The organism is Paenibacillus sp. M-152, from assembly GCF_003856555.1.
GTDB lineage: Bacteria > Bacillota > Bacilli > Paenibacillales > Paenibacillaceae > Paenibacillus > Paenibacillus polymyxa_C.
This window is the reverse complement of the sequence record NZ_CP034141.1, coordinates 4,412,149-4,434,251: the sequence shown is the minus strand read 5'-3', so window position 1 is coordinate 4,434,251 and position 22,103 is coordinate 4,412,149. Positions and strand designations below refer to the sequence as shown.

19 protein-coding genes are annotated in these 22,103 nt (G+C 46.1%); 14 read left to right on the top strand and 5 right to left on the bottom strand.

All coding sequences use genetic code 11. From position 1 onward, the window contains the following. Positions 1 to 13 precede the first annotated feature (13 nt). From EGM68_RS19265 to EGM68_RS19235, 7 genes are all read left to right on the top strand, one after another. A complete protein-coding gene (locus EGM68_RS19265; protein ID WP_013372606.1) occupies positions 14 to 316 on the top strand; it encodes a DUF1292 domain-containing protein in 303 nt (100 codons plus the stop codon). Beyond that, a complete protein-coding gene (locus EGM68_RS19260) occupies positions 313 to 618 on the top strand; it encodes a DUF1292 domain-containing protein (RefSeq protein ID WP_129549833.1) in 306 nt (101 codons plus the stop codon). The genes EGM68_RS19265 and EGM68_RS19260 overlap by 4 nt, the downstream gene beginning before the upstream one ends. A gap of 94 nt (positions 619 to 712) precedes the next feature. Further along, positions 713 to 1,741 carry an endolytic transglycosylase MltG gene (mltG, locus tag EGM68_RS19255; protein WP_129550349.1) on the top strand — a complete coding sequence of 343 codons (1,029 nt, stop codon included), beginning with the start codon at positions 713 to 715 and terminating at the stop codon, positions 1,739 to 1,741. An 11-nt stretch (positions 1,742 to 1,752) separates the two neighbouring features. Then, complete coding sequence (locus EGM68_RS19250; protein WP_129549832.1) at positions 1,753 to 2,682, top strand: peptidase U32 family protein; 930 nt, start codon at positions 1,753 to 1,755, stop codon at positions 2,680 to 2,682. A 32-nt stretch (positions 2,683 to 2,714) separates the two neighbouring features. Then, a complete protein-coding gene (locus EGM68_RS19245) occupies positions 2,715 to 4,046 on the top strand; it encodes a peptidase U32 family protein (RefSeq protein WP_013372602.1) in 1,332 nt (443 codons plus the stop codon). A 224-nt stretch (positions 4,047 to 4,270) separates the two neighbouring features. After that, entirely contained in the window at positions 4,271 to 6,520 is a 2,250-nt protein-coding gene (locus tag EGM68_RS19240; protein WP_129549831.1) for a methyl-accepting chemotaxis protein, read from the top strand. Between the two features lie 247 nt (positions 6,521 to 6,767). Beyond that, entirely contained in the window at positions 6,768 to 8,537 is a 1,770-nt protein-coding gene (locus tag EGM68_RS19235) for a peptidoglycan D,D-transpeptidase FtsI family protein (protein WP_129549830.1), read from the top strand. Here EGM68_RS19235 and EGM68_RS19230 read toward each other — a convergent pair. Further along, positions 8,525 to 9,679: an AI-2E family transporter gene (locus EGM68_RS19230; protein WP_129549829.1), complete on the bottom strand. Its 1,155-nt coding sequence runs from the start codon at positions 9,677 to 9,679 to the stop codon at positions 8,525 to 8,527. The genes EGM68_RS19235 and EGM68_RS19230 overlap by 13 nt on opposite strands. Positions 9,680 to 9,857: 178 nt before the next feature. On the opposite strand from EGM68_RS19230, the gene EGM68_RS19225 reads away from it, so the two are divergent. After that, a complete protein-coding gene (locus EGM68_RS19225; RefSeq protein ID WP_013372598.1) occupies positions 9,858 to 11,306 on the top strand; it encodes a polysaccharide deacetylase family protein in 1,449 nt (482 codons plus the stop codon). Between the two features lie 85 nt (positions 11,307 to 11,391). Here EGM68_RS19225 and ilvD read toward each other — a convergent pair whose 3' ends face one another. The 3 genes from ilvD to EGM68_RS19210 form a co-directional block, all read right to left on the bottom strand. Further along, positions 11,392 to 13,080 (bottom strand): dihydroxy-acid dehydratase, encoded by a 1,689-nt coding sequence (gene ilvD / locus EGM68_RS19220; RefSeq protein ID WP_016324645.1) that lies wholly within the window; start codon positions 13,078 to 13,080, stop codon positions 11,392 to 11,394. A 341-nt stretch (positions 13,081 to 13,421) separates the two neighbouring features. Next, the gene (locus EGM68_RS19215) at positions 13,422 to 13,670 is read right to left on the bottom strand and encodes a KGG domain-containing protein (protein WP_013372595.1); all 249 of its coding nucleotides are present in this window, start codon (positions 13,668 to 13,670) and stop codon (positions 13,422 to 13,424) included. Positions 13,671 to 13,844: 174 nt separating this feature from the next. After that, positions 13,845 to 14,879: an acyltransferase family protein gene (locus EGM68_RS19210; RefSeq protein WP_129549828.1), complete on the bottom strand. Its 1,035-nt coding sequence runs from the start codon at positions 14,877 to 14,879 to the stop codon at positions 13,845 to 13,847. A gap of 314 nt (positions 14,880 to 15,193) precedes the next feature. Here EGM68_RS19210 and EGM68_RS19205 point away from each other — a divergent pair, with 314 nt between their 5' ends. The 4 genes from EGM68_RS19205 (at position 15,194) to mgrA (ending at position 18,627) form a co-directional block, all read left to right on the top strand. Continuing rightward, on the top strand, positions 15,194 to 16,000 hold the full coding sequence (locus EGM68_RS19205; protein WP_129549827.1) for an alpha/beta fold hydrolase: 807 nt from the start codon (positions 15,194 to 15,196) through the stop codon (positions 15,998 to 16,000). A gap of 14 nt (positions 16,001 to 16,014) precedes the next feature. Continuing rightward, a complete protein-coding gene (locus tag EGM68_RS19200) occupies positions 16,015 to 16,785 on the top strand; it encodes an HAD family hydrolase (protein WP_013372592.1) in 771 nt (256 codons plus the stop codon). After that, positions 16,782 to 17,522, top strand: coding sequence for an NAD-dependent protein deacylase (locus tag EGM68_RS19195; RefSeq protein WP_013372591.1), 741 nt, complete (start codon positions 16,782 to 16,784; stop codon positions 17,520 to 17,522). The genes EGM68_RS19200 and EGM68_RS19195 overlap by 4 nt, the downstream gene beginning before the upstream one ends. A gap of 85 nt (positions 17,523 to 17,607) precedes the next feature. Then, positions 17,608 to 18,627, top strand: coding sequence for an L-glyceraldehyde 3-phosphate reductase (gene mgrA / locus EGM68_RS19190; RefSeq protein ID WP_013372590.1), 1,020 nt, complete (start codon positions 17,608 to 17,610; stop codon positions 18,625 to 18,627). 206 nt (positions 18,628 to 18,833) lie between these two features. On the opposite strand, the gene EGM68_RS19185 is transcribed toward mgrA, so the two are convergent. After that, positions 18,834 to 19,700 (bottom strand): AraC family transcriptional regulator, encoded by an 867-nt coding sequence (locus EGM68_RS19185; protein WP_013372588.1) that lies wholly within the window; start codon positions 19,698 to 19,700, stop codon positions 18,834 to 18,836. Positions 19,701 to 19,920: 220 nt separating this feature from the next. Between EGM68_RS19185 and EGM68_RS19180 the strand changes: the two genes are divergently transcribed. Together EGM68_RS19180 and galE are read left to right on the top strand one after the other, a co-directional pair. Beyond that, positions 19,921 to 21,099 (top strand): galactokinase, encoded by a 1,179-nt coding sequence (locus tag EGM68_RS19180; protein WP_040103840.1) that lies wholly within the window; start codon positions 19,921 to 19,923, stop codon positions 21,097 to 21,099. Between the two features lies 1 nt (position 21,100). Continuing rightward, on the top strand, positions 21,101 to 22,090 hold the full coding sequence (gene galE / locus EGM68_RS19175; protein ID WP_013372586.1) for a UDP-glucose 4-epimerase GalE: 990 nt from the start codon (positions 21,101 to 21,103) through the stop codon (positions 22,088 to 22,090). Positions 22,091 to 22,103: the final 13 nt, after the last annotated feature.

Genomic DNA, 22,103 nt, shown 5'->3' with positions numbered 1-22,103 from the left:
GGGGGATTTCGTAATGGCTGAAAATCAATTGGGTATGGAAGAAGAGCCGGAAATTATTTATATTGCCGATGACGAGGGCAACGAGGAAGAGTTCGAGGTCATTATGAAGTTTGAGGTAGATGGTTCCGAAGCAAAGTACATGATGGTTGCGCCAGTGGACCCTGAAGCTGATGAGTCCGATGTGTACGCCTTCCGCTACGAAGAAGAAGGCGATGATATTAAATTGTTTGTGATCCAAGACGATGCCGAATGGGAAATCGTCGAAGAGACCTTTAATACATTTGTAGAGGAAGAAGAAGAGGAAGACGGGAAATGACGAGCTACTCACGTGAAGACCTGAGCTGGACCTCTGATTTGAAGGAAGCATTTGACGGCGATGTAGAGTTGCAGGATGAACAGGGTCATGCGATACGCATGGAGTTGGAAGCAGAGTTCAAGGTAGGCGGGCAACGGTACGCCGTATTGCGTAGACCTGGTGCTGCTGCTGGCGAACATGAATTATATCATGTAAGCTCATCCACAGACGGCGAAATCTCCATCACCACCATTGAAGATGATGATGAGTGGGAAGATATTTCTGAGCTGTACGACGAATGTACGTTGCCGGAAGAGCTGTAAGTCTGGATAACGAGCAGATCAAACCTGAAAGGGCGGACCAGTCCGCCCTTTTTGGCTGTGAAGGAGTTGGGTGGATGTGAAGCGAAGGACAAGGATGCTTACGTTGCTTCTCGTGCTTGTTTGTATAGCGGGAGGTGCAATCCTCTATATATGGAATGCCATGCAGCCTGTTCAGCCGAAAACACAACCCGTTGCTTTTACGGTGGTAAGGGGTACGGGAACATCGGCTATTGCAGATACGCTTGAGCAAAAGGGACTTATACGTAATGCGCTCGTGTTTAAGGCTTATGTAAAATTCAAACAGCAAGGAAACGCATTTCAGGCTGGAAAATATGAAGCGCAGCCTGGCGCAACCTTTGATCAGCTGATTGCCAAGCTATCGGCTGGGGACGTAGTCAAAGAGGAAATGATCCGTTTTACAATCCCGGAGGGTTTTACGATTAGACAGATGGCTGAGAAGCTGCAAAAGGAAGGACTGGCAGACCGGCAGCAATTTTTGCAGCTAGCCAACGATCCGTCCGCTTTTGACGTCCCGCTGGTACGGGACATACCAAAGCAGACGGGGCTTCGCTATGCGCTGGAAGGCTATCTTTTCCCGGAAACTTATGAACTGAAAAAGGGAAGCACAACCAAGGATATCATTCAGACGATGCTGGAGCAGACGCAAAAACGTCTGGATACCATTTCTGACCTGGATGCCGGGCTGCAGCAACGCAGTGAAACACTGCATCAGCTGCTGACAGTTGCCTCTCTGGTAGAGCGTGAGGTGGTTGTAGACGATGAGCGGCCTATCGTAGCTGGCGTTATTTATAACCGTCTTCAACAGGATAAAAAGCTGGAAATTGATGCTACAGTTCAATATATGCTGGACAAGCAAAAGGAACGACTGTATTACAAGGATTTGGCTGTAGAAAGTCCTTATAATACGTATATACATCAAGGACTTCCACCAGGACCGATTGCAAGTCCCAGTCTGAAATCAGTAGTGGCGGCTCTACAGCCGAAATCTACAGATTATTTATTTTATGTGACCAAAAAAGATGGAACACATAAACATTTGTTTGCCAAAACGTATAAAGATCATTTGCATAACATTCAGGTAAGTAACCGTAAGACAAATTAGGAGGTGAGCCTATGGCTTACAAACCCGAACTGCTGGCAACTGCCAGCTCTCCGGAGGATGCCCGCCATATGCTGGAGGCTGGAGCTACTGCATTGCTTATTGGAGATGACCGCTTTGGCATGCGACTGCCAGGACATTTTACACCGGACCAAATCCGTGAGGTTGTGGAAGAGGCACGGAAGCATGCGGCGCAGGTATATATATCTATGACGAATTTGATGACGAATGAGCTATTGCCACTTCTTCCCGAATATGTGCAGACACTAGCTGGACGCGGCGTAGACGCCATTGAGTTTAATGATCCAGCAGTGCTTATGGCTGTGAAGGAGTATGCACCTCATCTGAAACTCTTCTGGAACGGAGAGATGATTTCTACCAACTTCGCAACCGCCAACTACTGGGGTGAAAAAGGGGCGTCACGTGTCATCTTGGCTCGTGAGCTCAGTATGGATGAAATTACGGAAATGATTCCAAAGTTGAATATAGAAGCACAGGTTCAGGTACATGGAATGACCAATATTTATCACTCCAAGCGTAAGCTTGTTCAAAGCTATATGCTGCACCAAGGTCGCACGGTAGAAGGCGATCTCGGCAGAGGGCGTGGCTTGTTTCTGATTGAAGCAGAGCGGAAGGAAGAGAAGTTCCCCATTTACGAAGATATCAACGGGACACATATTATGAGTTCGGATGATTTTTGTATCATGGAGGACCTGCATATTCTGATGGAGGCGGGTGTGCACAGCTTTAAGATCGAGGGCTTGTTGAAACCCACCGCTTACAATGAGGCAGTTGTCCGTGCTTATCGTAAAGCAATAGACAGTTATACAGCCGACCCAGATGCTTATGTTTATGATGAAAGCTGGCTGGATGAGGTCCGCCGTCTTCAAGACCCTGAACGGGAACTCTCCTTCGGATTTTTCTACAAAGAGCAGGTTTATTAATTACAAAATGAATTTACAGAGGGGGGAACGTCATGGGAACGATCACCAAAACGAGAAAATATACAGGTAAACGGAATCGTCTGGATAAGCCAGAGCTGTTGGCTCCTGCCGGAAATCTAGAAAAGCTGAAGTTTGCCGTTCACTATGGCGCAGATGCTGTATATATTGGTGGACAAAAATACGGTCTGCGTTCTAACGCCGATAATTTTAGTTTTGAAGAAATGCGTGAAGGTGTGGAATTCGCCAACAAGTACGGTGCTAAGGTGCTTGTGGCGACTAATATCTATGCTCACAATGAAGATATTGCCGGAATTGAGGAATACTTGCGCAATCTGTATGAAGTAGGAATTCATGCCGTTATCGTCGCTGATCCGGCCATTGTATCCGTGGCATTGCGGGCAGTTCCCGGATTGGAAGTGCATTTGAGCACACAGCAGTCCACGCTGAATTGGCAAGCGGTAAAGTTCTGGAAAGACGAGGGACTGCCGCGTGTGGTACTTGGACGTGAAACCAGCTTGGAGGAAATCGAAGAAATTAAAAAGCATGTGGACATCGAAATCGAAGCTTTTGTCCATGGTGCGATGTGCTCTTCATTTTCCGGTCGCTGCGTGTTATCCAATCATTTTACAGACCGCGATTCTAATCGTGGAGGATGTTGTCAGTCTTGCCGCTGGAAATATGATTTGTTTGAGGATGCCCGTCCAGGTGAGGTTTGGATATCTGAGGAAGAGGCACAGGACAACAATGTACTAAAACAGTTCCAGCTTGGCGTTAACCAACTTCCATTGTTTGAAGAAAGCGATAATGCTTTTTCTATGGGTTCCAAGGATCTGTGTATGATTGAAAATATTCCTGATCTGATTGATGTGGGTGTAGACAGCTTTAAAGTGGAGGGACGTATGAAGTCCATCCACTATGTAGCTACGGTCGTGAATGTCTACCGTCAAGCGATTGATTCTTATATGGCTGATCCGGAAAATTATGTACTCAAACCAGAATGGATTGAAGAAATTAACAAGGCAGCCAATCGTCCGTTAAATACAGGATTCTTCTATGATACACCGGATCATGAGGATCATATTTATGAGCCGGAAGAAAAAGCAGTCCCTTATGATTTTGCCGGACTAGTCATGGATTACGATGCCGCAAGTGGCATCGCAACGATTCAACAACGTAACCATTTTAAACCAGGGCATGAAATTGAATTTTTCGGGCCGAACGGAACGTTTTTCAAGCAAACGGTCGGAACGATCTGGGATGAGGAAGGCAACGAATTAGATGCTGCACGTCATCCGCTTCAACGAATCAAAATGAAGGTAGATCAGCCTGTATCGTATTTTGATATGATGCGTAAAAAGAAGTAAATAAGCCTTAAGTCACAGGTGAAAAGATTCAAAAGCCTCTCCTATCGGTTGGAGAGGCTTTTTTTTGAATAGTTTTCTAGGAAAAAAGTTTCACAAAATTTAGTTGATACTCAAAGGAAAGCTACATTCCTTGTCGAATAGTTCCGATAGAGATTATATAGATAATAGATACATAAAGGATGACGTGGAATAAGAAACTAATTATATGGTGGTAGGTGAGAGGAATGGGTTTTCGGAAAAAAGAGAGAAATGCAGCAAAAAGGCAACCTAAGAAAACGGATCCAATGAAAGGCTTGAAAGGAAGTAAAGTAACAACGGATAAAGGGGAGGAGACGGTTGTGATGTCTTCGAAAGATACTCCCTGGGTAGCTAAGGCCTTACGTAAATGCACATACAATTTAAAGCGTTTACTTAAGCCTGAAAGATACAGTAAGGATTTTATGCATTTGGTCAAAAACTATAATCCGATCCGTTCGGTTGGAATGAAGTTGTTTCTGATCTTTTTTGCAGCCATTATGTTATTCGTGGTCAGCCTGGGGATGCTCTCGTACTACAAAGCTAAAAGTACGATTGAACAAAATGCAGCTACAGCGTATCAACAAACAGTTCAGCAAACTTCGGAAAAGCTTGATATTATTTTAGAGCGCTTTCAAGACACATCGACACAGGTATTTTTCGATACTGAATTAAGTGATCAGTTGCAAAAGGCTGTAAAGCAAGATAAAAATCCCTTTGCATCTTTTGTTGCTATGGGCGAAGTAAACAAGAAATTAACGAATATTGCTTTTACAAATAAAGCGATTGATTCATTGTACCTATACCCGGAAGAAACCAGTTTAGCTGCAATGGGTACCGGAACACAAAAGGATGTACGGCAGGAAGCATGGTTTAAGGATATTTTGAAAAACAAGGGAATGGTTTGGCTACCTACGCAGGTGAATGACAATGGCAGCAAGACCTTTCGTCTGGCACGCTCCATGAACAGCATGTCCGGGTTGGGAGGGACTTATGTTCTGGTTATGGATTTAAAGGCCAGTGCGGTGGAGGACGAGTTGAAAGGTGTTAATTTGGGCTCAGGCAGTATGATTAGCCTTGTGACAGATAAGGGTGAGTTTGTAGGCTCTAACAATGAGAGTTTGGCAGGAGGAAAGACAAAGCTGGATTACGTTTCCAAGCTTGAAGGGATCGAAGGGAATCAAATTATGGAGCAGGTAGCAGATGGAAAAGAGCAAAGTGTGCTTGCGGTTCATAATACACTGGGAACTTCCAAATGGATTCTCGTGGGTGTAGTGCCTGTATCTGAACTGGTGAGAGACGCCAGGGGAATACTTACCACAACCTGGGTATTTGCTGCGGTAGCGGCACTCATTGCATTGTTCATTGGTCTGTGGATGGTACGTCTTGTGGCTCGTCCATTGACACACCTGAAGGATTTAATGATTGAAGGCGCCAAAGGCAACTTGCAAATCCGAACGAAGTATAAGGCACAGGATGAGATTGGACAGTTGTCTGAAAGTTTTGATACGATGATGGAACAAATTACACTGCTGGTAGAACAGACGAATGCATCAGCACAGGAGGTACTGAATACAGCGACGGAACTGAGTGATGCCTCGAAGAAGACAGCCGTTTCAGCCAAAGAAATTGCAGCCGCAACGGAAGAGATTGCTCATGGTGCCACCAGTTTGGCAACAGAGGCGGAACGTGGCAGCGGGTTAACCGGGAATATATCCCAGCAAATGGATACGGTTATGACTTCTAATCATGAAATGAGTCTGGTCGCACAAGAAGTTGAACAGTCCAGTGAAAAAGGGACAGTTCAGCTGAGAAATTTATTGAGCAAAACTAAGGTTACGGAAGAAACTACGCATGCTTTGGTAGGCAAAGTAGATGAACTGAAGCAGACAACTTCCGATGTCTTTAAGGTGCTGGACGTATTACAGGATATTGCTAAACAAACGAACATTCTATCACTGAATGCGACGATTGAAGCGGCACGAGCTGGGACAGCCGGGCGTGGTTTTATGGTGGTTGCCAATGAGGTTCGTCAGTTGGCAGAGCAATCACGTCAAGCCATTCGTACGGCTACAGGTATTACCAATAATATCGTCAATGAGATGAATGAAACGGTACAGGCGTTATCTGAAGTGTACCCGCTGTTCCGGGAGCAGATGGGAGCCGTACAAGAAACGACGGACATTTTCCAATCGGTGCAGCAGCAAATGGGAGAGTTCGCGCTTCGGTTGGGAACAGTCACCGCATCTATTCATCATCTGAGTGAATCGCAGACTACTTTGTCCGAGGCAATGACCAATGTAAGTGCGGTAGCTGAGCAATCCTCGGCTACTTCGCAGGAAGTTGCTTCTCTCAGTAATGAGCAGGCCAATATCGGTAATCAGCTGGTAGGCTTGTCTGATAAGCTGGAAGGAGTATCGGTGAATTTGAAAGAACAGCTTTCGAGGTTTACAGTGTAGGTGTTCTAAAATCAGGGATATCAGGAGCGCAAATTATTAATACAAACACAAAGTTGGCTTGGGCGGTTCTAGCCATTACTATTTTTATAACGGTCTATTATTCGTTAGACGAAATTTTAGGTTGGAGCCCATATTCCTCACTAGATATCCCATAAATTCGGTAACCCATTCGACATTACATGTTGAGTGGGTTTTCTTTTTCCATCACCGGACATACTACTGGAAAAATGATGAAAGGAGGATAAATGTGTCTAGGCGTCATAGCAGTTTCATTCGTCAACGTCGAATTGCATATATAGCCCTGGGGATCATGGTATTACTACTGATTTTATGTTTCCGACTGGCTTGGATTCAGGGGACAGCGGGTATTCATTTGTCACTTTATGGGGGGCATTCGCTTAAAGAAATGTCAGTACGTCAGCGACAGGAAGGAATCGCTATTGATACTGGGCGGGGACAGTTTACAGACCGACACGGGCAGCCCTTGACTGGAGGAGTCGTATGGACGCCAGTGCTTTTTCCCGATGTAGATGGCCAAGCTGCTTTGCATGGACAAGAACTGGCCAAGCTACTGCATACGAGTAAAGGGCAACTGTTGACGCGATGGAAGGAACTGCAATCTCCACTCATATGGCGGGATGGACGCGGAGAGCCTGTACAAATCCATCCGAATGAAGCGGGGAGACTGCTGAGGTTAGCCCCTTCGCTCATAGAGCTTGTACCGTATGCGCAGCGTTATAGGGATATGCCCAATGGCAGACAATGGCTTGGTTTTCTGTATGAACGTGGTGAACGAGCAAGTGAACTGCCGATGGGGGCAGCTGGCCTGGAAAGAACGCTCGAGCCACTGCTAAGCGGCGTTGGTGAGACGTTCGTCTCTCGGTCTGTAGATGCGCAACGTCGTCCATTGACTCATGTCCCGCTTCGTGTCAGTGCTCCATCCAATAGTCACTATCCATTACAGGTGCAGACTACAATTGATCTCCCGTTGCAGGAACAGATTGAGAAGCTGACAGAATCTAATCATTTGACAGAAGGTGCAGTGGTTGTGCTTGACGCAGGCAACGCGGATGTTATGGCGATGGTGTCTCGGCCTTTTTATAATCCCATTCATGTTGATCCGCAGCAAAAAACAGACTGGTCTAATCGTGCCCTCAAAGCGGTAACGCCTGGTTCTATTTTTAAGTTGGTTACGGCTGCGGCTGCACTTGAATCAGGTGTGGTTCAACCACAGGAGCAATTTCATTGTCATGGAGCCTATGGCAAGTACGGATTGTCTTGCTGGAAAGAAAAAGGACACGGAACCCTGAACCTGGAGGAAGGGCTTGCCGTATCCTGTAATAGTGTGTTCGCTCATCTCGGCGAACGGCTTAACGCTGAGCAAATTCAGGCCGCAGCCTCTGCACTGGGATTGAGTCGAACCGTGGGCTGGCAGGACCGGAATCTTGCAGGCCTGCCTCAATTCAGACCGCTAGATCACGAAGAAAAGGGAACCGTATTCGGCTCCTATACGAATGCATCTGATCCAGGCGTACGTGTGCAGACAGCTATCGGCCAGCGTGATGTGCTGGTGACGCCTCTCCAAGCAGCCAACCTCATCGTCACCTTGCTGCACGATGGTCAAGTACATGCACCGCGTATCGTAAAAGGCATCAGCTACGCAGACGGAAGCACCTTGCTGGAGCTACCTGCTCACGCCGCTCCTTTACCCCAAGGCAGCCGCTCGATTCGCACATCCACGGCTCATACGCTGCGTGAAGCAATGGAACAGGTTGTGGCACACGGTACAGGTGCCTCCTTGCGCAATAAAATCTGGAAGCTGGCTGGTAAATCGGGTACGGCCCAAGCTTTAAAAAACGGTCACCCTATAAATCACCAGTGGTTTATTGGTTACGGTCCGATAGAGCGGCCACGTTATGCGGTTGCCGTCTTAGTGCAAAATGCTTCAGCGCATGCTGCAAATCAGGCCACAGCACTGTTCGGTCAAGTCATGGATCTGCTAGCTCAATCCTCCTGAGTTCCGCGAGTAGCTTCACGCTCTTCCTCCTGAATTTTGACGATAAACGGAGGCTCGTCAAATTCCTCAGTCGGAAACCGAATCCATTGCTGCAAATAACCTTGCTGCCACAATTCCTTGAGCAAAATGATCAGAATGGGGGATAGGATTAATCCAGCCAATCCGAAGATGGATAACGATATAATGGCAAAGGAAAGCATTAGATAGGCAGATGAAACGCCGATAGAATTACCAGTAATTTTGGGCTCTGCCAACTGGCGCACAATCACGGTGACAGCCATGACAATAAGTAAGCCTACAGCCAAGCCGGTATTGCCCGTGATGAACAAATACACTGCCCATGGAATAAAGATAACAGGCACACCCAACAATGGCAGAATATCAAACAAAGCTGCTACGAGCGCCAACGATAGGGCATTATCCACTTGCAAAATGAGTAAACCTATAAATACGAGCACAAAGGTAATTCCTACCAGTAGAGCTTGAGCCCTGAGAAAGGCAGAAATGGCTTTAAGTACATGATTTTTTAGAAAAAGATATGCTGTTTTTAGTGTCTTCGGTGTTTTACTGCGGGCAATTCCTTTCCAGAGATTAATTTCCATACTCAAAAAGAACGCTAAAATGATGGCAACCGCAAAGTTGCCCATAAAAACGGTAAAAGAGCTGAGAAATTGAATGAAAAAGGATAACCCTAGCTGTGCCCATTTCGTAGCAATGGTGGTAGCAGTCGCAAAATAATCATTTACACGTTCGGTAACACCCGAAGGCAAGGCAGCAATTTTATCTTGAGATAGATGAAGAATCCGCGTGAATTCCGTTTGGATAATCTGGGTATAATGTGGGAGGTTTTGCGCGACTTTTGTAAATTGAGTAACCAGGATCAGGCCCAATCCGAAAAAAATAGCCAGTAATAAGATGATAAACAGCAATACGGAGAGTGCGGAGGCAAAGGTTTTTTTCATGCCTTTGCGATGAAAATAACGGGCAGCAGGTTCAATGCACCAAAACACAACGAATGAAAGGAACACAGGTGCTGCTAGCTGATACAGCTTGCTGGATACGAACATAATTAAATACACGGTTAATACGATCAGACCGATATCAAAAACAGTACGCCAATATTTTTTGTACAATGGAAGCATATGTATACAACGACTCCTTTAAGATTTTTATTTATTGTACACTAAATTGAATCTCAATGCTGACCATAAGCAAGGGCGAAATCTCGGCATGCTTACGTCATTGTGATAACATATAAGTAAGTGAGTTTTACTCAGGAGGCCTGCTTGGAAGTTCAGAATAGAAAAGTGGGGATAAAACGTGCAGACTTTGCTGTTATGGATGTTTTACATTTCAACTTTTTATGCTTTTATTCCGGCGCTGGTTAGTCGTATATTTGGTTTCCGGGTGTTCCGACGCGGCAAAAGTGACCAAGAATATGCGCTAACCTTTGATGATGGTCCTGATCCAGTCTATACACCACAGTTGCTCGATTTACTCAAGCGTTTTGATGCCAAGGCTACTTTTTTTGTTGTAGGTATGAATGCCGAAAAACACCCTGAGCTTCTGAAGCGCATGCATGATGAAGGTCATCTGATTGGCATCCACAATTATGTGCACAAATCGAATTGGCTCATGCGGCCTGTTACGGTTAGAAGACAAATTACCCAGACAGAGTCAGTCATTCGTCGAGTAACTGGCGAAGGAACGACCTTTTATCGTCCACCTTGGGGGATTGTGAACTTTTTTGATATTTCCAAAAACAATGGTCGTCGAATCGTATTATGGTCCTCCATGTTTGGTGACTGGAAGGCCAGCATTGGAGCGAAACAACTAGCGGAAAGAATGCTCAAAAAGCTGAGGGGTGGCGAGGTGATGCTGCTCCATGACTGTGGTACGACATTGGGGGCTGACGCAGAAGCGCCACAGAACATGCTCATTGCACTAGAGAAGCTATTGAGGGTCGCCCAGAAACAGCAATTACGCAGCGTCCGCGTGGACACATTGTTTTGCCGTCAGTCTGGCAATCAATCCACTGTCTCTAGCTTGTCCAGTACAGATTGGATTAAAAGAACGATGGTATTCGGATGGCTACAATACGAGCGACTTTTTCATGCCTTGTTCCGTCTTCGTCCTGTCAGCAAGGATAATACGATCTTTTATTATCGTCGCCGTATCTATCATGGACCAAATATAAACATGGAGAACGGTAGGTGGCTGGAAAAAGGGGACCCCATAATTGAGCTTCATTTTGACAATAAAATGTTGTTTCAATTGGGAGCGACGGCAAAGTCCTTGGTCCATCTAGCGATTCAATTGATTCGAGTTGTGAAAAGACAACTGCCTGATCTTACCCAACGGGTTGTACATGATTCTGGTATGAAGGGTGTAAAGGCGATCTATGCAGTAAGTATGATTCATCGAGGGCCTGAAAAATTAGGCTTTCAAGTTCAGGAGCTTCCCCAAGGACTTTTTAAGCATGTGTCTACTGTATATTTAAAGCTGTTATTTCGTATTATCCATCCTTCGGGTTCAGAGCAATTGAGTGAAAAAAAAGAGGTCATGGTACCGAAACTAATCGTGATGCCCATTGATACCTTGTTTGAACGTTTTCAACCGGGAGATTCGCACCGGTCAGACCAGGTTTTTGAACCAACTGATCAAAGGGATGTGGTTCATACACTCAACAGTGAAATGACCGAAGAAGGGGAGCCTATGCATACTTCGATCAGGGCTTCACAAACAGCGGATACAGGATCAAGCAGTTGACCTTATAAAAAAAAGCCTCTCGATCCTTTGTAGGAGTCGAGAGGTTTTTAGTGGTTCATACAATAATCTATCTTGGCAAAAGCACTTAGATTTTCATAATTCCGCCGTTACTTGCGTTCGTCACCAGCTTGGAATAACGCGCCAGGTAGCCTGTCTTCACTTTCGGCTCGAAGCCTTTCCAGTTGGCACGACGACGGTCGAATTCTTCATCCGTAATGTGAAGCTCAATCTTACGATTGTTCAGGTCCAGCTCAATGATATCGCCGTCCTCAACAAAAGCGATAGGTCCGCCTTCTGCTGCTTCAGGGGAAATATGACCGATGGAGATACCACGGGAAGCACCTGAGAATCGTCCGTCTGTAATCAGACCAACCTTGGCACCAAGCCCCATGCCCACGATTTGTGAAGTTGGAGCGAGCATTTCAGGCATACCAGGTCCGCCCTTAGGACCTTCATAACGAATAACAACAACATGTCCTTCGGCGATTTTACCGTTAGCAATGCCAGCCAGCGCATCTTCTTGTGAATCAAAGCAGATGGCAGGACCTTTGTGATAACCGCCAACAGAAGGATCAACCGCACCGACTTTAATAATGGAACCTTGTGGTGCCAAATTGCCGAATAATACAGCTAGACCGCCGCGCTCGGAATAAGGGTTGTCCAATTTGTGGATGACGTTAGTGTCCAGAATTTCCTGCCCCTCTACATTTTCACGAATGGTTTTTCCGGTTACAGTAATGCAGTCACCATGCAATGCGCCTGGTTTCTTCAATAGTTCATTCAGCACAGCGCTTACGCCGCCTGCATTATGAACATCCTCAATGTGATAGTCGGAGGCAGGTGCCAATTTGGACAAATGAGGTACACGGTTTGCAACTTCATTGATGCGTTCAATAGGGTAGTCAACTTCAGCTTCATGGGCAAGTGCCAATGTATGCAATACTGTATTCGTAGAACCGCCCATTGCCATATCCAGTGCAAATGCATTATCAATAGCTTCTTTAGTCACGATATCACGTGGTTTCAGATCGAGCTTAATCAATTCCATCAATTGGCGTGCAGATTGTTTGACGAATTCTTTGCGCTCTTCTGCTACAGCGAGGATGGTGCCGTTACCTGGCATAGCCAGTCCCATCGCTTCTGCGAGACAGTTCATGGAATTCGCTGTGAACATTCCTGAACAGGAACCGCATGTTGGACAGCCGTATTGTTCTAGCTCAAGCAAGCTTTGATCATCGATTTTGCCCGCTTGGAATGCACCTACGCCTTCAAAGACGGAAGTCAGGGAAATAGAGCGTCCGTTCTTGTCTTTACCAGCTTTCATAGGACCGCCGCTGACGAAAATAGTCGGAATGTTAACACGCAATGCCCCCATCATCATACCAGGGGTAATTTTATCGCAGTTAGGAATACATACCATGCCATCAAACCAGTGAGCGGAAACGACAGTTTCCAGAGAATCTGCGATAATTTCGCGGCTTGGCAAAGAATAACGCATACCGATGTGTCCCATGGCAATGCCATCATCTACACCAATAGTGTTAAATTCGAAAGGTACACCGCCTGCTTCACGAATGGCCTGCTTGACAATTTTGCCAAATTCCTGCAAATGGACGTGGCCCGGTACGATGTCAATATACGAGTTGCATACCGCAATAAACGGTTTGTCAAAATCTTCTTCCTTGACACCCGCTGCGCGCAGCAAGCTGCGGTGAGGAGCGCGGTCAAAGCCTTTTTTAATCATATCGGAACGCATTTTCGTCTTAGCTGTCATGATGCTGGTTTCCCCCCAAAGTATAAAAATGGTATGGCGTTCAATGAACGCCGTAATAGCGCAGATGTTTTCTAAAGAGTCTATCATAGTTGTGCGCATTTTTCTACATATATGAGGATTTTGAAAAAGTATAGAAGTGTTCTGTAAGCAACAATATATAGATATGAACAGTTTTATTTATCTATATATTGCATCTCCGAGGATTTGAATTGGAAGCTTCGAAACTCTGATATTCTGATATGTTAGCTTATCGGATAAATAGGAAAACCCCATGCCGCAATAAAGCGGATGGGCTCAGGCTTGTTTTTATGTTAAAGGAGGGGGATATATGAAACTATATTTTAATTTCTGCCACCTTTACGACCGATGTCTCTGTAGAAATTTTTGTCATGCGACTCAGCTGTAGCATCGCCGCCCTTTTTGCCGATTTCCTGATAAAATTCCTTATCATGTGAGTTTGCGGTTGCTTGTCCGCCTTTTTTTCCAATCTCCTGATAAAATTCCTTGTTGTGCTTCTTGGAAGTAGCTTCTCCACCCATACGGCCTGCTTCTTCGCGACTCATTTTACCCTGATTTTGATTACGTGCCATGACAAATCACTCCTTATGAAAAAGTTGTTTTTTGTTGCGCGTATCTTTTACTTACCACATCTTGCCTGTATGAAACAGGCACTATGCGTGAAGTAAAGAGGGGAAGACCCACTTCCATTTTCGTCTGTAAGCGGGTTGTCGCGTGCTGATTGTGAAATATAAATGGATAAAAAATTACGCAGAACGTCTAAAAAGATAAGGAGCTGGCTTCAACATCCACTCTACTTGTGGCTCAATCAGAGGCCGTGTTGCAGTTCGAACCCAAGGCATGGTCAACAGACAGCACAGACCTGTGGCGCACACTAGAATCAACATGACTTCCACAGGAGTATCTATATACTCGTAGACTCCTTTTGCAACAACGGAACGGACGATTAAGCCATGGAGCAAAAAGACATATAATGTACGCCGTCCCATCTCGGTTATACGCCCTATGACGGCTGGAACAAAGCTTAGAAACGCCATAGATGCTATCCATTGAACTCCATAAATGCCGATACGGTAAATCCCTGCGTACCATTCGGTATGGCCCAGTTCACCATAAGTCATGTTGCCATATAGCCAGCCAGCCGGGATGCCAAAATACGACGTTCCCGCCAGTACCATAAGCAAAAGAGATACAATGCCGGCGATTATACGGACAGGTGTTGTGAAGAAGCGTCGAACGTCCGCATAATTCAAATGATAACCTGCTACAAAGTAAGGCAAATAAACAAAGGTTCTGCATACGCTTAGCCATATACCGTCTACGGGGAGATATCCGACAAGAATACCCAGTAGCACGGATATACCCAGTTGGAAGACTGGTGGTATTTTCTGAAAAGACAGCATTAACAGTCTCCAGCAGATGTGGCTGGCAAGGAACCAAAGCAGCAGATAAGGAGCAAAAAAAGAATGATGGATGTGGGGAACGTGAAAGATTACGACATCCAAGATTGAATAAAGGGATTGGAAAATCAGATATTGCATACCGATCTGAAGCAGAACTTTTTGTCCTGCGAGACCTGTCAAAGTGGTTTTGGCAAAGTAGCCTGTAACGAGTACAAACAACGGCATATGAAACATGAATATCCAGATGAACCATTGTTGGGCAAGATGAAATGAACCGACTAATGGCTCCAGGGCGTTTCCTGCAAATACGCATATAATCAACAGAAATCGCAAATTGAGAAAGAAGCTTTCCCCTTGTACATCATGGCTTGTCGTCATGTGTTTCCCTCCGAACGGCTTCTGCCGATTAAACTATTTAAAAAATAATTCTTTACAAGGAACAAGGTACGATACTCTGGACCTCAACATTGTGATTTTATTCACAACAGTAAGCGCTGTCATGTCCTTTTTATGTGGCGAAAGCTTGAACACGGAATAAAGATGGGCTCATGTCTGGAAACGTGTGCTCATTTGACCCTGTATGTGCAACGATGTTACCCTAACAGGGTTATAGCTATGCTATCGAATACAGCGAAACCTTTTATATTCAAGCTAAGAATTACGAGGTACGAAAGACGAAAGGAACTTTTATAATGAGAAGAAGAACAAGAAGATCATACAATTCTTATGGGACACGCGGTTCTCAGAAAATATGGAAAATTCTTTTAGGCATCCTAATTGTCATCGTGCTAATCGCGGGTTGGGGAGCATGGAAGGTATTTACGCCTTATCAGCCTGACGAGACGGCTGCTGCTGCATTAGCTGAAATAGCGGATACTGTGAAAGTAAATGAGCAAGAGCATTGGTTAAGTTTTGAGCCTGCCAAAAGAAGTGGATCAGGAGTCATTTTGTACCCAGGGGCGTTGGTTAAACCCGAAAGTTATGCGCCCTTGGCACGCCGTTTGGCAGAAAAGGGACATCATGTGATTATTGGAAAAATGCCACTGAACCTTGCATTGATCTCACCGGATTTGGCGAATGAAGTGCTGAAGGCGTATCCGGAGGAAGCCTTTGTTATTGGCGGTCATTCGTTAGGTGGTGTGATGGCGGCCCGATATGCAGCTGCACATTCTGATCAGATCAAAGGTGTATTTTTCCTTGCTTCCTACCCGGATAACAAGGGTAATTTAAAGGATAAAAATCTGCCAGTTATTTCTCTGTTAGGAAGTGATGATGGTGTCATCCAGATGAAAAATGTCCAAAGTGGGAGAACTTATTTACCTGCCAACACGCTGTATTTTACAGTCGAAGGGGGGAACCATGCCCAATTTGGCAGTTACGGTGCCCAGAAAGGGGATAATCCTGCGAAAATTAGCGCCGTTGAGCAATGGAACCAGACGGTAACGGCTTTACAGGATTGGATGAAAGAGAGTGTGGATTCAGCTTCTAAGAACCCGTAAAGGAGGTGTAATGCATGTCTGAGCTGATCGTGCAGGGGAAGCGATACCCATGCCGTGGCATCTTATTCGATAAAGATGGCACGCTGCTGGATTTTATTCAGTTGTGGGGCCCCTGGGCTCGTTCTATACTGGATATGATGGAGCAGCATCTTGTCGTGGCGGGAGCCGGTTTTACAATGGAAAAAGGCAACGTTCTAGGTACTGTTCACGATCGGGAGGGACATGTGATCGGTTACGATCCTTCTGGCCCGCTGGCAATGGGAACGGTGGACGAAAGTACGGGTGTACTGGCTTGGCAGCTTTATACTGCTGGTGTTCCGTGGAATGAAGCTGTGCGGCTTGTCCGCGAATTTAATAAAACAGCGATGGCTGACGTCCGCCGACATCGGGCAGCGAAGGTGTTTCCAGGGTTACGGACCTTATTGGAGCAAAGTCGCCATGCCGGAATGAAGCTGGCGGTTGTGACCTCTGACAGTACAGAGGCTGCACAAGAGCATTTGGAGTGGATGGGGCTGACATCCTATTTTGACGAGATCATTGGACATGATAGGGTTACATACGGCAAGCCTGATCCGGAAATGGCTGAAACAGCTTGCGCGTTACTAGGACTGTCGCCGGCGGACGTGGTAGTGATCGGAGACAGTAATGGGGATATGCAGATGGGCAAGCGTGCTGGAGTACGGCTAGCCATTGGATTTGCGCCGGCATCGGAACGTTCCAGTCATTTGCTGGATGCGGATAAGGTGGTTCGTGGATATGAAGAGCTGGAGGTGCGTAGAGCATGAAAGTTAATACATTGGCGGAATGGATACAGCAATCACAGAATATTGTTTTTTTCGGCGGAGCAGGGACATCAACGGAAAGTGGTATTCCAGATTTTCGTTCGGCAGCAGGCTTGTATCAGAGTGAGGAAAAATTGCCCTACTCTCCTGAGGTTATGCTTAGCCGCTCTTTTTTTGTGAAGCATCCTGAAGTATTCTTCGATTTCTATCGCAGCAAAATGCTGCATCCCGATGCGAAGCCGAACGGCTGTCATCATTTTCTCGCGTCTTTGGAAAAGCAAGGCCGTCTTAAAGCGGTTGTGACGCAAAACATTGACGGATTACATCAGGCTGCAGGCAGTAGAAATGTACTGGAGCTTCACGGTTCGGTACATCGCAACTACTGTATGGAATGCGGCCGCTTTTACGGGCTAAATGAAGTGATGAACAGTTCCGAGGTTGTACCTAAATGTCCGGTAGATGGAGGGATTATCAAACCGGATGTCGTTTTATATGAGGAAGAGTTGAATCAGGATACCCTTATTCAATCCATTCAGGCCATTTCTCAAGCAGATCTGCTGTTAATTGGAGGAACGTCACTGACAGTTCATCCTGCGGCGGGCTTGATTACTTATTTTCATGGTAAACATACAGTGCTGCTGAATACAGACCCCACCTCGTATGATCACAAGGCGGATCTTTTGATCACTGAACCGATCGGTAAAGTTATGGAAAAACTTGCTCATCAATTGGACTTGTAATCGTTTTCTTGTCAACGCCCGGATAAAAGCGCTATGATGATGGTTGTAATGGACATAACAATGTTTCGAGAGAGGCTGTGATAGCATGGTTTATTTAGCTGGCGAAGATCGTTATGAAAGTATGAAATATAACCGTACAGGGAGATCGGGTCTTAAACTGCCCGCAATTTCGCTAGGCTTGTGGCACAATTTTGGCGGGATTAACAACGCGGAGAATGGTCGCAGCATGATTACTCGCTCCTTTGATCTGGGCATTACGCATTTTGATTTAGCTAATAACTATGGTCCTCCCGCAGGTTCAGCTGAGGAATTTTTCGGACAAGTGTTAGCCAGTGATATGAAACCGTACCGGGATGAATTGGTCATCTCTACCAAAGCAGGCTACCATATGTGGGCAGGTCCTTATGGTGACTGGGGATCTCGTAAGTATATGATATCCAGTCTGGATCAGAGTTTGAAGCGAATGGGATTGGACTATGTCGATATATTCTACTCTCACCGATTTGATCCCAATACGCCGCTGGAAGAAACGATGGGAGCACTGGACCATATCGTACGTTCCGGCAAAGCGCTGTATGTGGGCGTGTCTAATTATAGTGCAGAGCAAACGGCAGAAGCAGCTCGCATTTTGAAGGAGCTTGGAACACCGATGTTAATCCATCAGCCGAGATACTCTCTGCTTGACCGCTGGATTGAAAATGGATTACAAGATGTACTGGACGAAAACGGGATAGGTAGCATTGCCTTTTGTCCACTGGCTCAGGGACTGCTGACCAATAAATATTTGAACGGAATTCCCGAGGATTCACGCGCGGCAAGCACATCGGTATTCCTGAATGAGAACCATGTGACGCCCGAAACTCTGCGCAAGGTGCGCGCCTTGAATCAGATGGCTGCTGCACGTGGACAAAGTTTGGCTCAATTCTCACTGGCATGGGCTCTACGCGGTGAACGTCTGACCTCTGTCCTGATTGGGGCTAGCCGTGTAAGCCAAATCGAAGAAAATGTTGAAGCTTTATCCAATCTGGAGTTTTCACAGGAGGAGTTGGATCGGATTGATTCGATTCTAAATGCCGGGAACGGACAAGACGGCGGCACAGCCTAATGACAAAAGATATTCCAGAGTTATCGGCCTAATTTCACATGCTCTTATAAATATATACTTAACAGCCCGCATCCATTTGAAGGATGCGGGCTGTTTGCGTTATGGCTGGGAGCAGGGGAAACCAATGCCCTGTCCAGCATCCCCTGTAAAAGAAGATCAACCGTCTGTTGGAAGCAGCAGCTTCGTAAAGCCTCTTAAAGCTTACTTTACGACTGTGGATACTGCTTAACCTTGCTTCGGTACTCGGTTGGAGACTGCCCACAGAAGCGTTTGAATTGACGTGAGAAATATAGAGCATCGGTTAATCCTACAGATGCAGCCACTTGTTCAACCGACAGCTCAGGACGTTCGCGCAGCAGTTGACGTGATTTGTCGATCCGTAGCTTAAGCAGATAGGTGACGGGGGAGATGCCCGTTTCCTTTTTGAATATCCGTGATAAGTATGCACGGTTATAACCAAGTCCTTCAGACATTTGCTCAATGGAAACGGGGTGTGCGTACTGAGTGGACATGTATTGAACCATCTGCTTGACTGTACGTCGAATTTGCGAATCCGCCCCAGATGGATCAGTCCAGTCACTAAGGTAATTGCTTGCTTCTCCCATAATCAGGTACAAATAGCCCAAGGCTGAAAGATGAGAACTAGATTTTCTGCTGTAAAAGGCCAATTGCATTTGCTCCAGATAACTAGGAATGGGGCTTTGATCAGCAGCATGGAAAACAGGCTGATGAACACGCAGTCCTGCCTCCTGCACCACCTGCTCCGTATGGTGTCCGGTAAAGGCAGACCAACGATAACGCCACGGTTCCTCTTCATCAGAGGTGTAGCTCACCAGCTGACCGGGATGAATAAGGAAAAAATCGTTTTTTTTAAGCTGATATGTGTGCTGTTCTGTTCGAAAGATGCCTTTGCCCGACTCTACAAAGTGAAGCAGATAATAATCATAGATTTTCGGCCCTACGGCATGACCGGATTTGGTCTGGCTCTCTCCTGCAAAAAGCACATGCAGCGGGCTATTTTCATAAAACACCGGATTAGAGGCGACAGCATAACTATATGAATGCGCTTGCAAAATAGGGTCATCCTTCCTGCATTTGTGAATAGTTTAGTGGATGCGGTATACTTACATTGTACATGTCCAAGTCACATTTATCCATAGCTTAAACACATGGATGCATTACATTGTGTGACGCTTTCATTTATACTGAAATCATAAGAGATGTCAACCTGATTAAGATATTACAGGGAAATCAGGGAGACTTTTACTAACGGTGAATGAGGTGGAAGCGGGTATGAACTCTACTGAATTAAAGAAACATTTTATTGAAAAATATGGTGAAAGCAGCAATGAACTGCTGATATTTCATGCACCTGGCCGTGTCAATCTCATTGGAGAGCATATCGACTATAATGGTGGTTATGTACTCCCGGCTGCGCTGGAATTTGGTACGACGTTGATTCTTCGTGCACGCAATGATGATCAAATTCATTTTGCTTCGACAAACCTGTCGTATGAAGTGTCTATCCCCCGCGGAGAGATAGGAAAAAGCAAAACGGATGAGTGGGTGGACTATCCGGTGGGTGTACTGGTGGAGTTGGCTGAAAAGGGTGTTTATCCGTCTAGAGGATACGACCTGCTCTATCATGGAGAAATACCGAACGGAGCCGGATTATCCTCCTCAGCCTCGATTGAGGTCGTGACAGGCTACGCTTTCCTGACTACCGAAAAGCAGAAAACCGACACAGTCGAAATCGCTTTGTTGTCCCAGCGGGCAGAAAACAATTACGTGGGTGTCAATTGCGGTATTATGGACCAGTTCGCTGTAGCGAACGGAGCGGCTGATCATGCAATCCTGCTGATGTGCGATACGCTGGAGTACCGTAAAGTGCCATTCCGCACAGGAGCTTATAAGCTTGTAATCGGCAATACGAATAAGCGCCGCGGTTTGGTGGATTCAGCCTATAACGAGCGTCGCAGTCAATGTGCGGAAGCACTGTCCATTTTGCAGCAGCAGGAGCCGTCACTGGAATACCTCGCACAGCTGGATGAGGCTCGGTTTGGAGAGCTTCAGCATCATATTGCTGATGAAACAGTCCGTCGCCGGGCACAGCATGTGGTGGAGGAAAACGCTCGTGTGCTGGCCTCTGTCGAAGCTCTCGCGGCGAATGAACTTGCAGCTTTCGGTCAGTTAATGAACGCTTCTCACGATTCATTACGTGACTTGTATGAGGTCAGCTGCACTGAGCTAGATGTTATGGTCGAAGAAGCACGACGCATTCCTGGCACGCTGGGTGCTCGTATGACAGGGGCTGGGTTTGGAGGTTGTACGGTTTCATTGGTTCATGAGGATGATGTGGATCGTTTTGTAAAGGAAGTCGGTGAAGCTTATCAGACCCGTACAGGGCTGGAAGCCAGCTTTTATGTATGCAAGGCAGGGGACGGAGTTAAAGAACTGAAGGAGGACGAATAACATGGCCATTTTAGTCACAGGTGGAGCTGGATATATTGGTTCACATACCGTAGCAGAATTGTTGGATTTGGGAGAAGAAGTTGTTGTGCTGGATAACTTGCAAACCGGACACAAAGGAGCATTGCTTGGAGGCAAGTTGTATGAAGGCGATTTGAGGGATAAAGAACTTCTATCCAAACTGTTCTCTGAAAATAATATCGACGCAGTTATTCATTTTGCAGCCAACTCGCTGGTTGGGGAAAGCATGCAAAATCCTGGAAAGTATTATGACAACAACGTATTTGGTACGTTGAGCTTGCTGGAGGCGATGAAAGATGCTGGCGTAAGCAAGATCGTATTTTCCTCGACTGCGGCTACCTACGGCGAACCGGAAAAGGTGCCGATTGAAGAAGGTGACCGTACAGAGCCAACCAACGTATATGGTGAAACAAAGCTGATGATGGAGCGCATGATGTCCTGGTTTGATAAAGTATTAGGCATCAAATACGTATCTTTACGGTATTTTAATGCGGCTGGTGCGCATGAGAGTGGCAAGATCGGTGAAGATCACCGTCCAGAAAGCCATCTGATCCCATTGGTGCTCCAGACAGCGTTAAAACAGCGTCCACATATCGCTGTATTTGGTGAGGATTATGCGACACCGGACGGAACGTGTGTCCGTGATTACATTCATGTAAGTGATTTGGCGGATGCTCATGTGCGCGCAGTGAATTACTTGCGTGAAGGTAATGACAGCAACATATTTAATCTGGGCAACGGGCAGGGCTTCTCTGTAAAGGAAGTTATTGAAACGGCACGCAAGGTCACTGGGCTCGACATTCCAGTTGTTACAGAACCCCGCCGTGCAGGCGATCCAGCAATATTGGTTGCCTCTTCTGACAAGGCCCGTTCGGTGCTGGGCTGGAGCCCAAAACGTACCCAACTGGAGGATATTATTAGCGGAGCATGGGGATGGCATCAGTCACACCCTCAAGGCTACGGCGACGAATAGACGGGAGACGATG

Bases quoted from the DNA above. Each gene is read 5' to 3' on its own strand.
- EGM68_RS19240 (WP_129549831.1), top strand. From the start codon at position 4,271: ATGGGTTTTCGGAAAAAAGAGAGAAATGCAGCAAAAAGGCAACCTAAG.
- EGM68_RS19250 (WP_129549832.1), top strand. From the start codon at position 1,753: ATGGCTTACAAACCCGAACTGCTGGCAACTGCCAGCTCTCCGGAGGAT.
- EGM68_RS19260 (WP_129549833.1), top strand. From the start codon at position 313: ATGACGAGCTACTCACGTGAAGACCTGAGCTGGACCTCTGATTTGAAG.
- galE (WP_013372586.1), top strand. From the start codon at position 21,101: ATGGCCATTTTAGTCACAGGTGGAGCTGGATATATTGGTTCACATACC.
- EGM68_RS19205 (WP_129549827.1), top strand. From the start codon at position 15,194: ATGAGAAGAAGAACAAGAAGATCATACAATTCTTATGGGACACGCGGT.
- EGM68_RS19230 (WP_129549829.1), bottom strand. From the start codon at position 9,679: ATGCTTCCATTGTACAAAAAATATTGGCGTACTGTTTTTGATATCGGT.
- EGM68_RS19215 (WP_013372595.1), bottom strand. From the start codon at position 13,670: ATGGCACGTAATCAAAATCAGGGTAAAATGAGTCGCGAAGAAGCAGGC.
- EGM68_RS19180 (WP_040103840.1), top strand. From the start codon at position 19,921: ATGAACTCTACTGAATTAAAGAAACATTTTATTGAAAAATATGGTGAA.
- mgrA (WP_013372590.1), top strand. From the start codon at position 17,608: ATGGTTTATTTAGCTGGCGAAGATCGTTATGAAAGTATGAAATATAAC.
- EGM68_RS19265 (WP_013372606.1), top strand. From the start codon at position 14: ATGGCTGAAAATCAATTGGGTATGGAAGAAGAGCCGGAAATTATTTAT.
- mltG (WP_129550349.1), top strand. From the start codon at position 713: ATGCTTACGTTGCTTCTCGTGCTTGTTTGTATAGCGGGAGGTGCAATC.
- EGM68_RS19245 (WP_013372602.1), top strand. From the start codon at position 2,715: ATGGGAACGATCACCAAAACGAGAAAATATACAGGTAAACGGAATCGT.
- EGM68_RS19210 (WP_129549828.1), bottom strand. From the start codon at position 14,879: ATGACGACAAGCCATGATGTACAAGGGGAAAGCTTCTTTCTCAATTTG.
- EGM68_RS19195 (WP_013372591.1), top strand. From the start codon at position 16,782: ATGAAAGTTAATACATTGGCGGAATGGATACAGCAATCACAGAATATT.
- EGM68_RS19200 (WP_013372592.1), top strand. From the start codon at position 16,015: ATGTCTGAGCTGATCGTGCAGGGGAAGCGATACCCATGCCGTGGCATC.
- ilvD (WP_016324645.1), bottom strand. From the start codon at position 13,080: ATGACAGCTAAGACGAAAATGCGTTCCGATATGATTAAAAAAGGCTTT.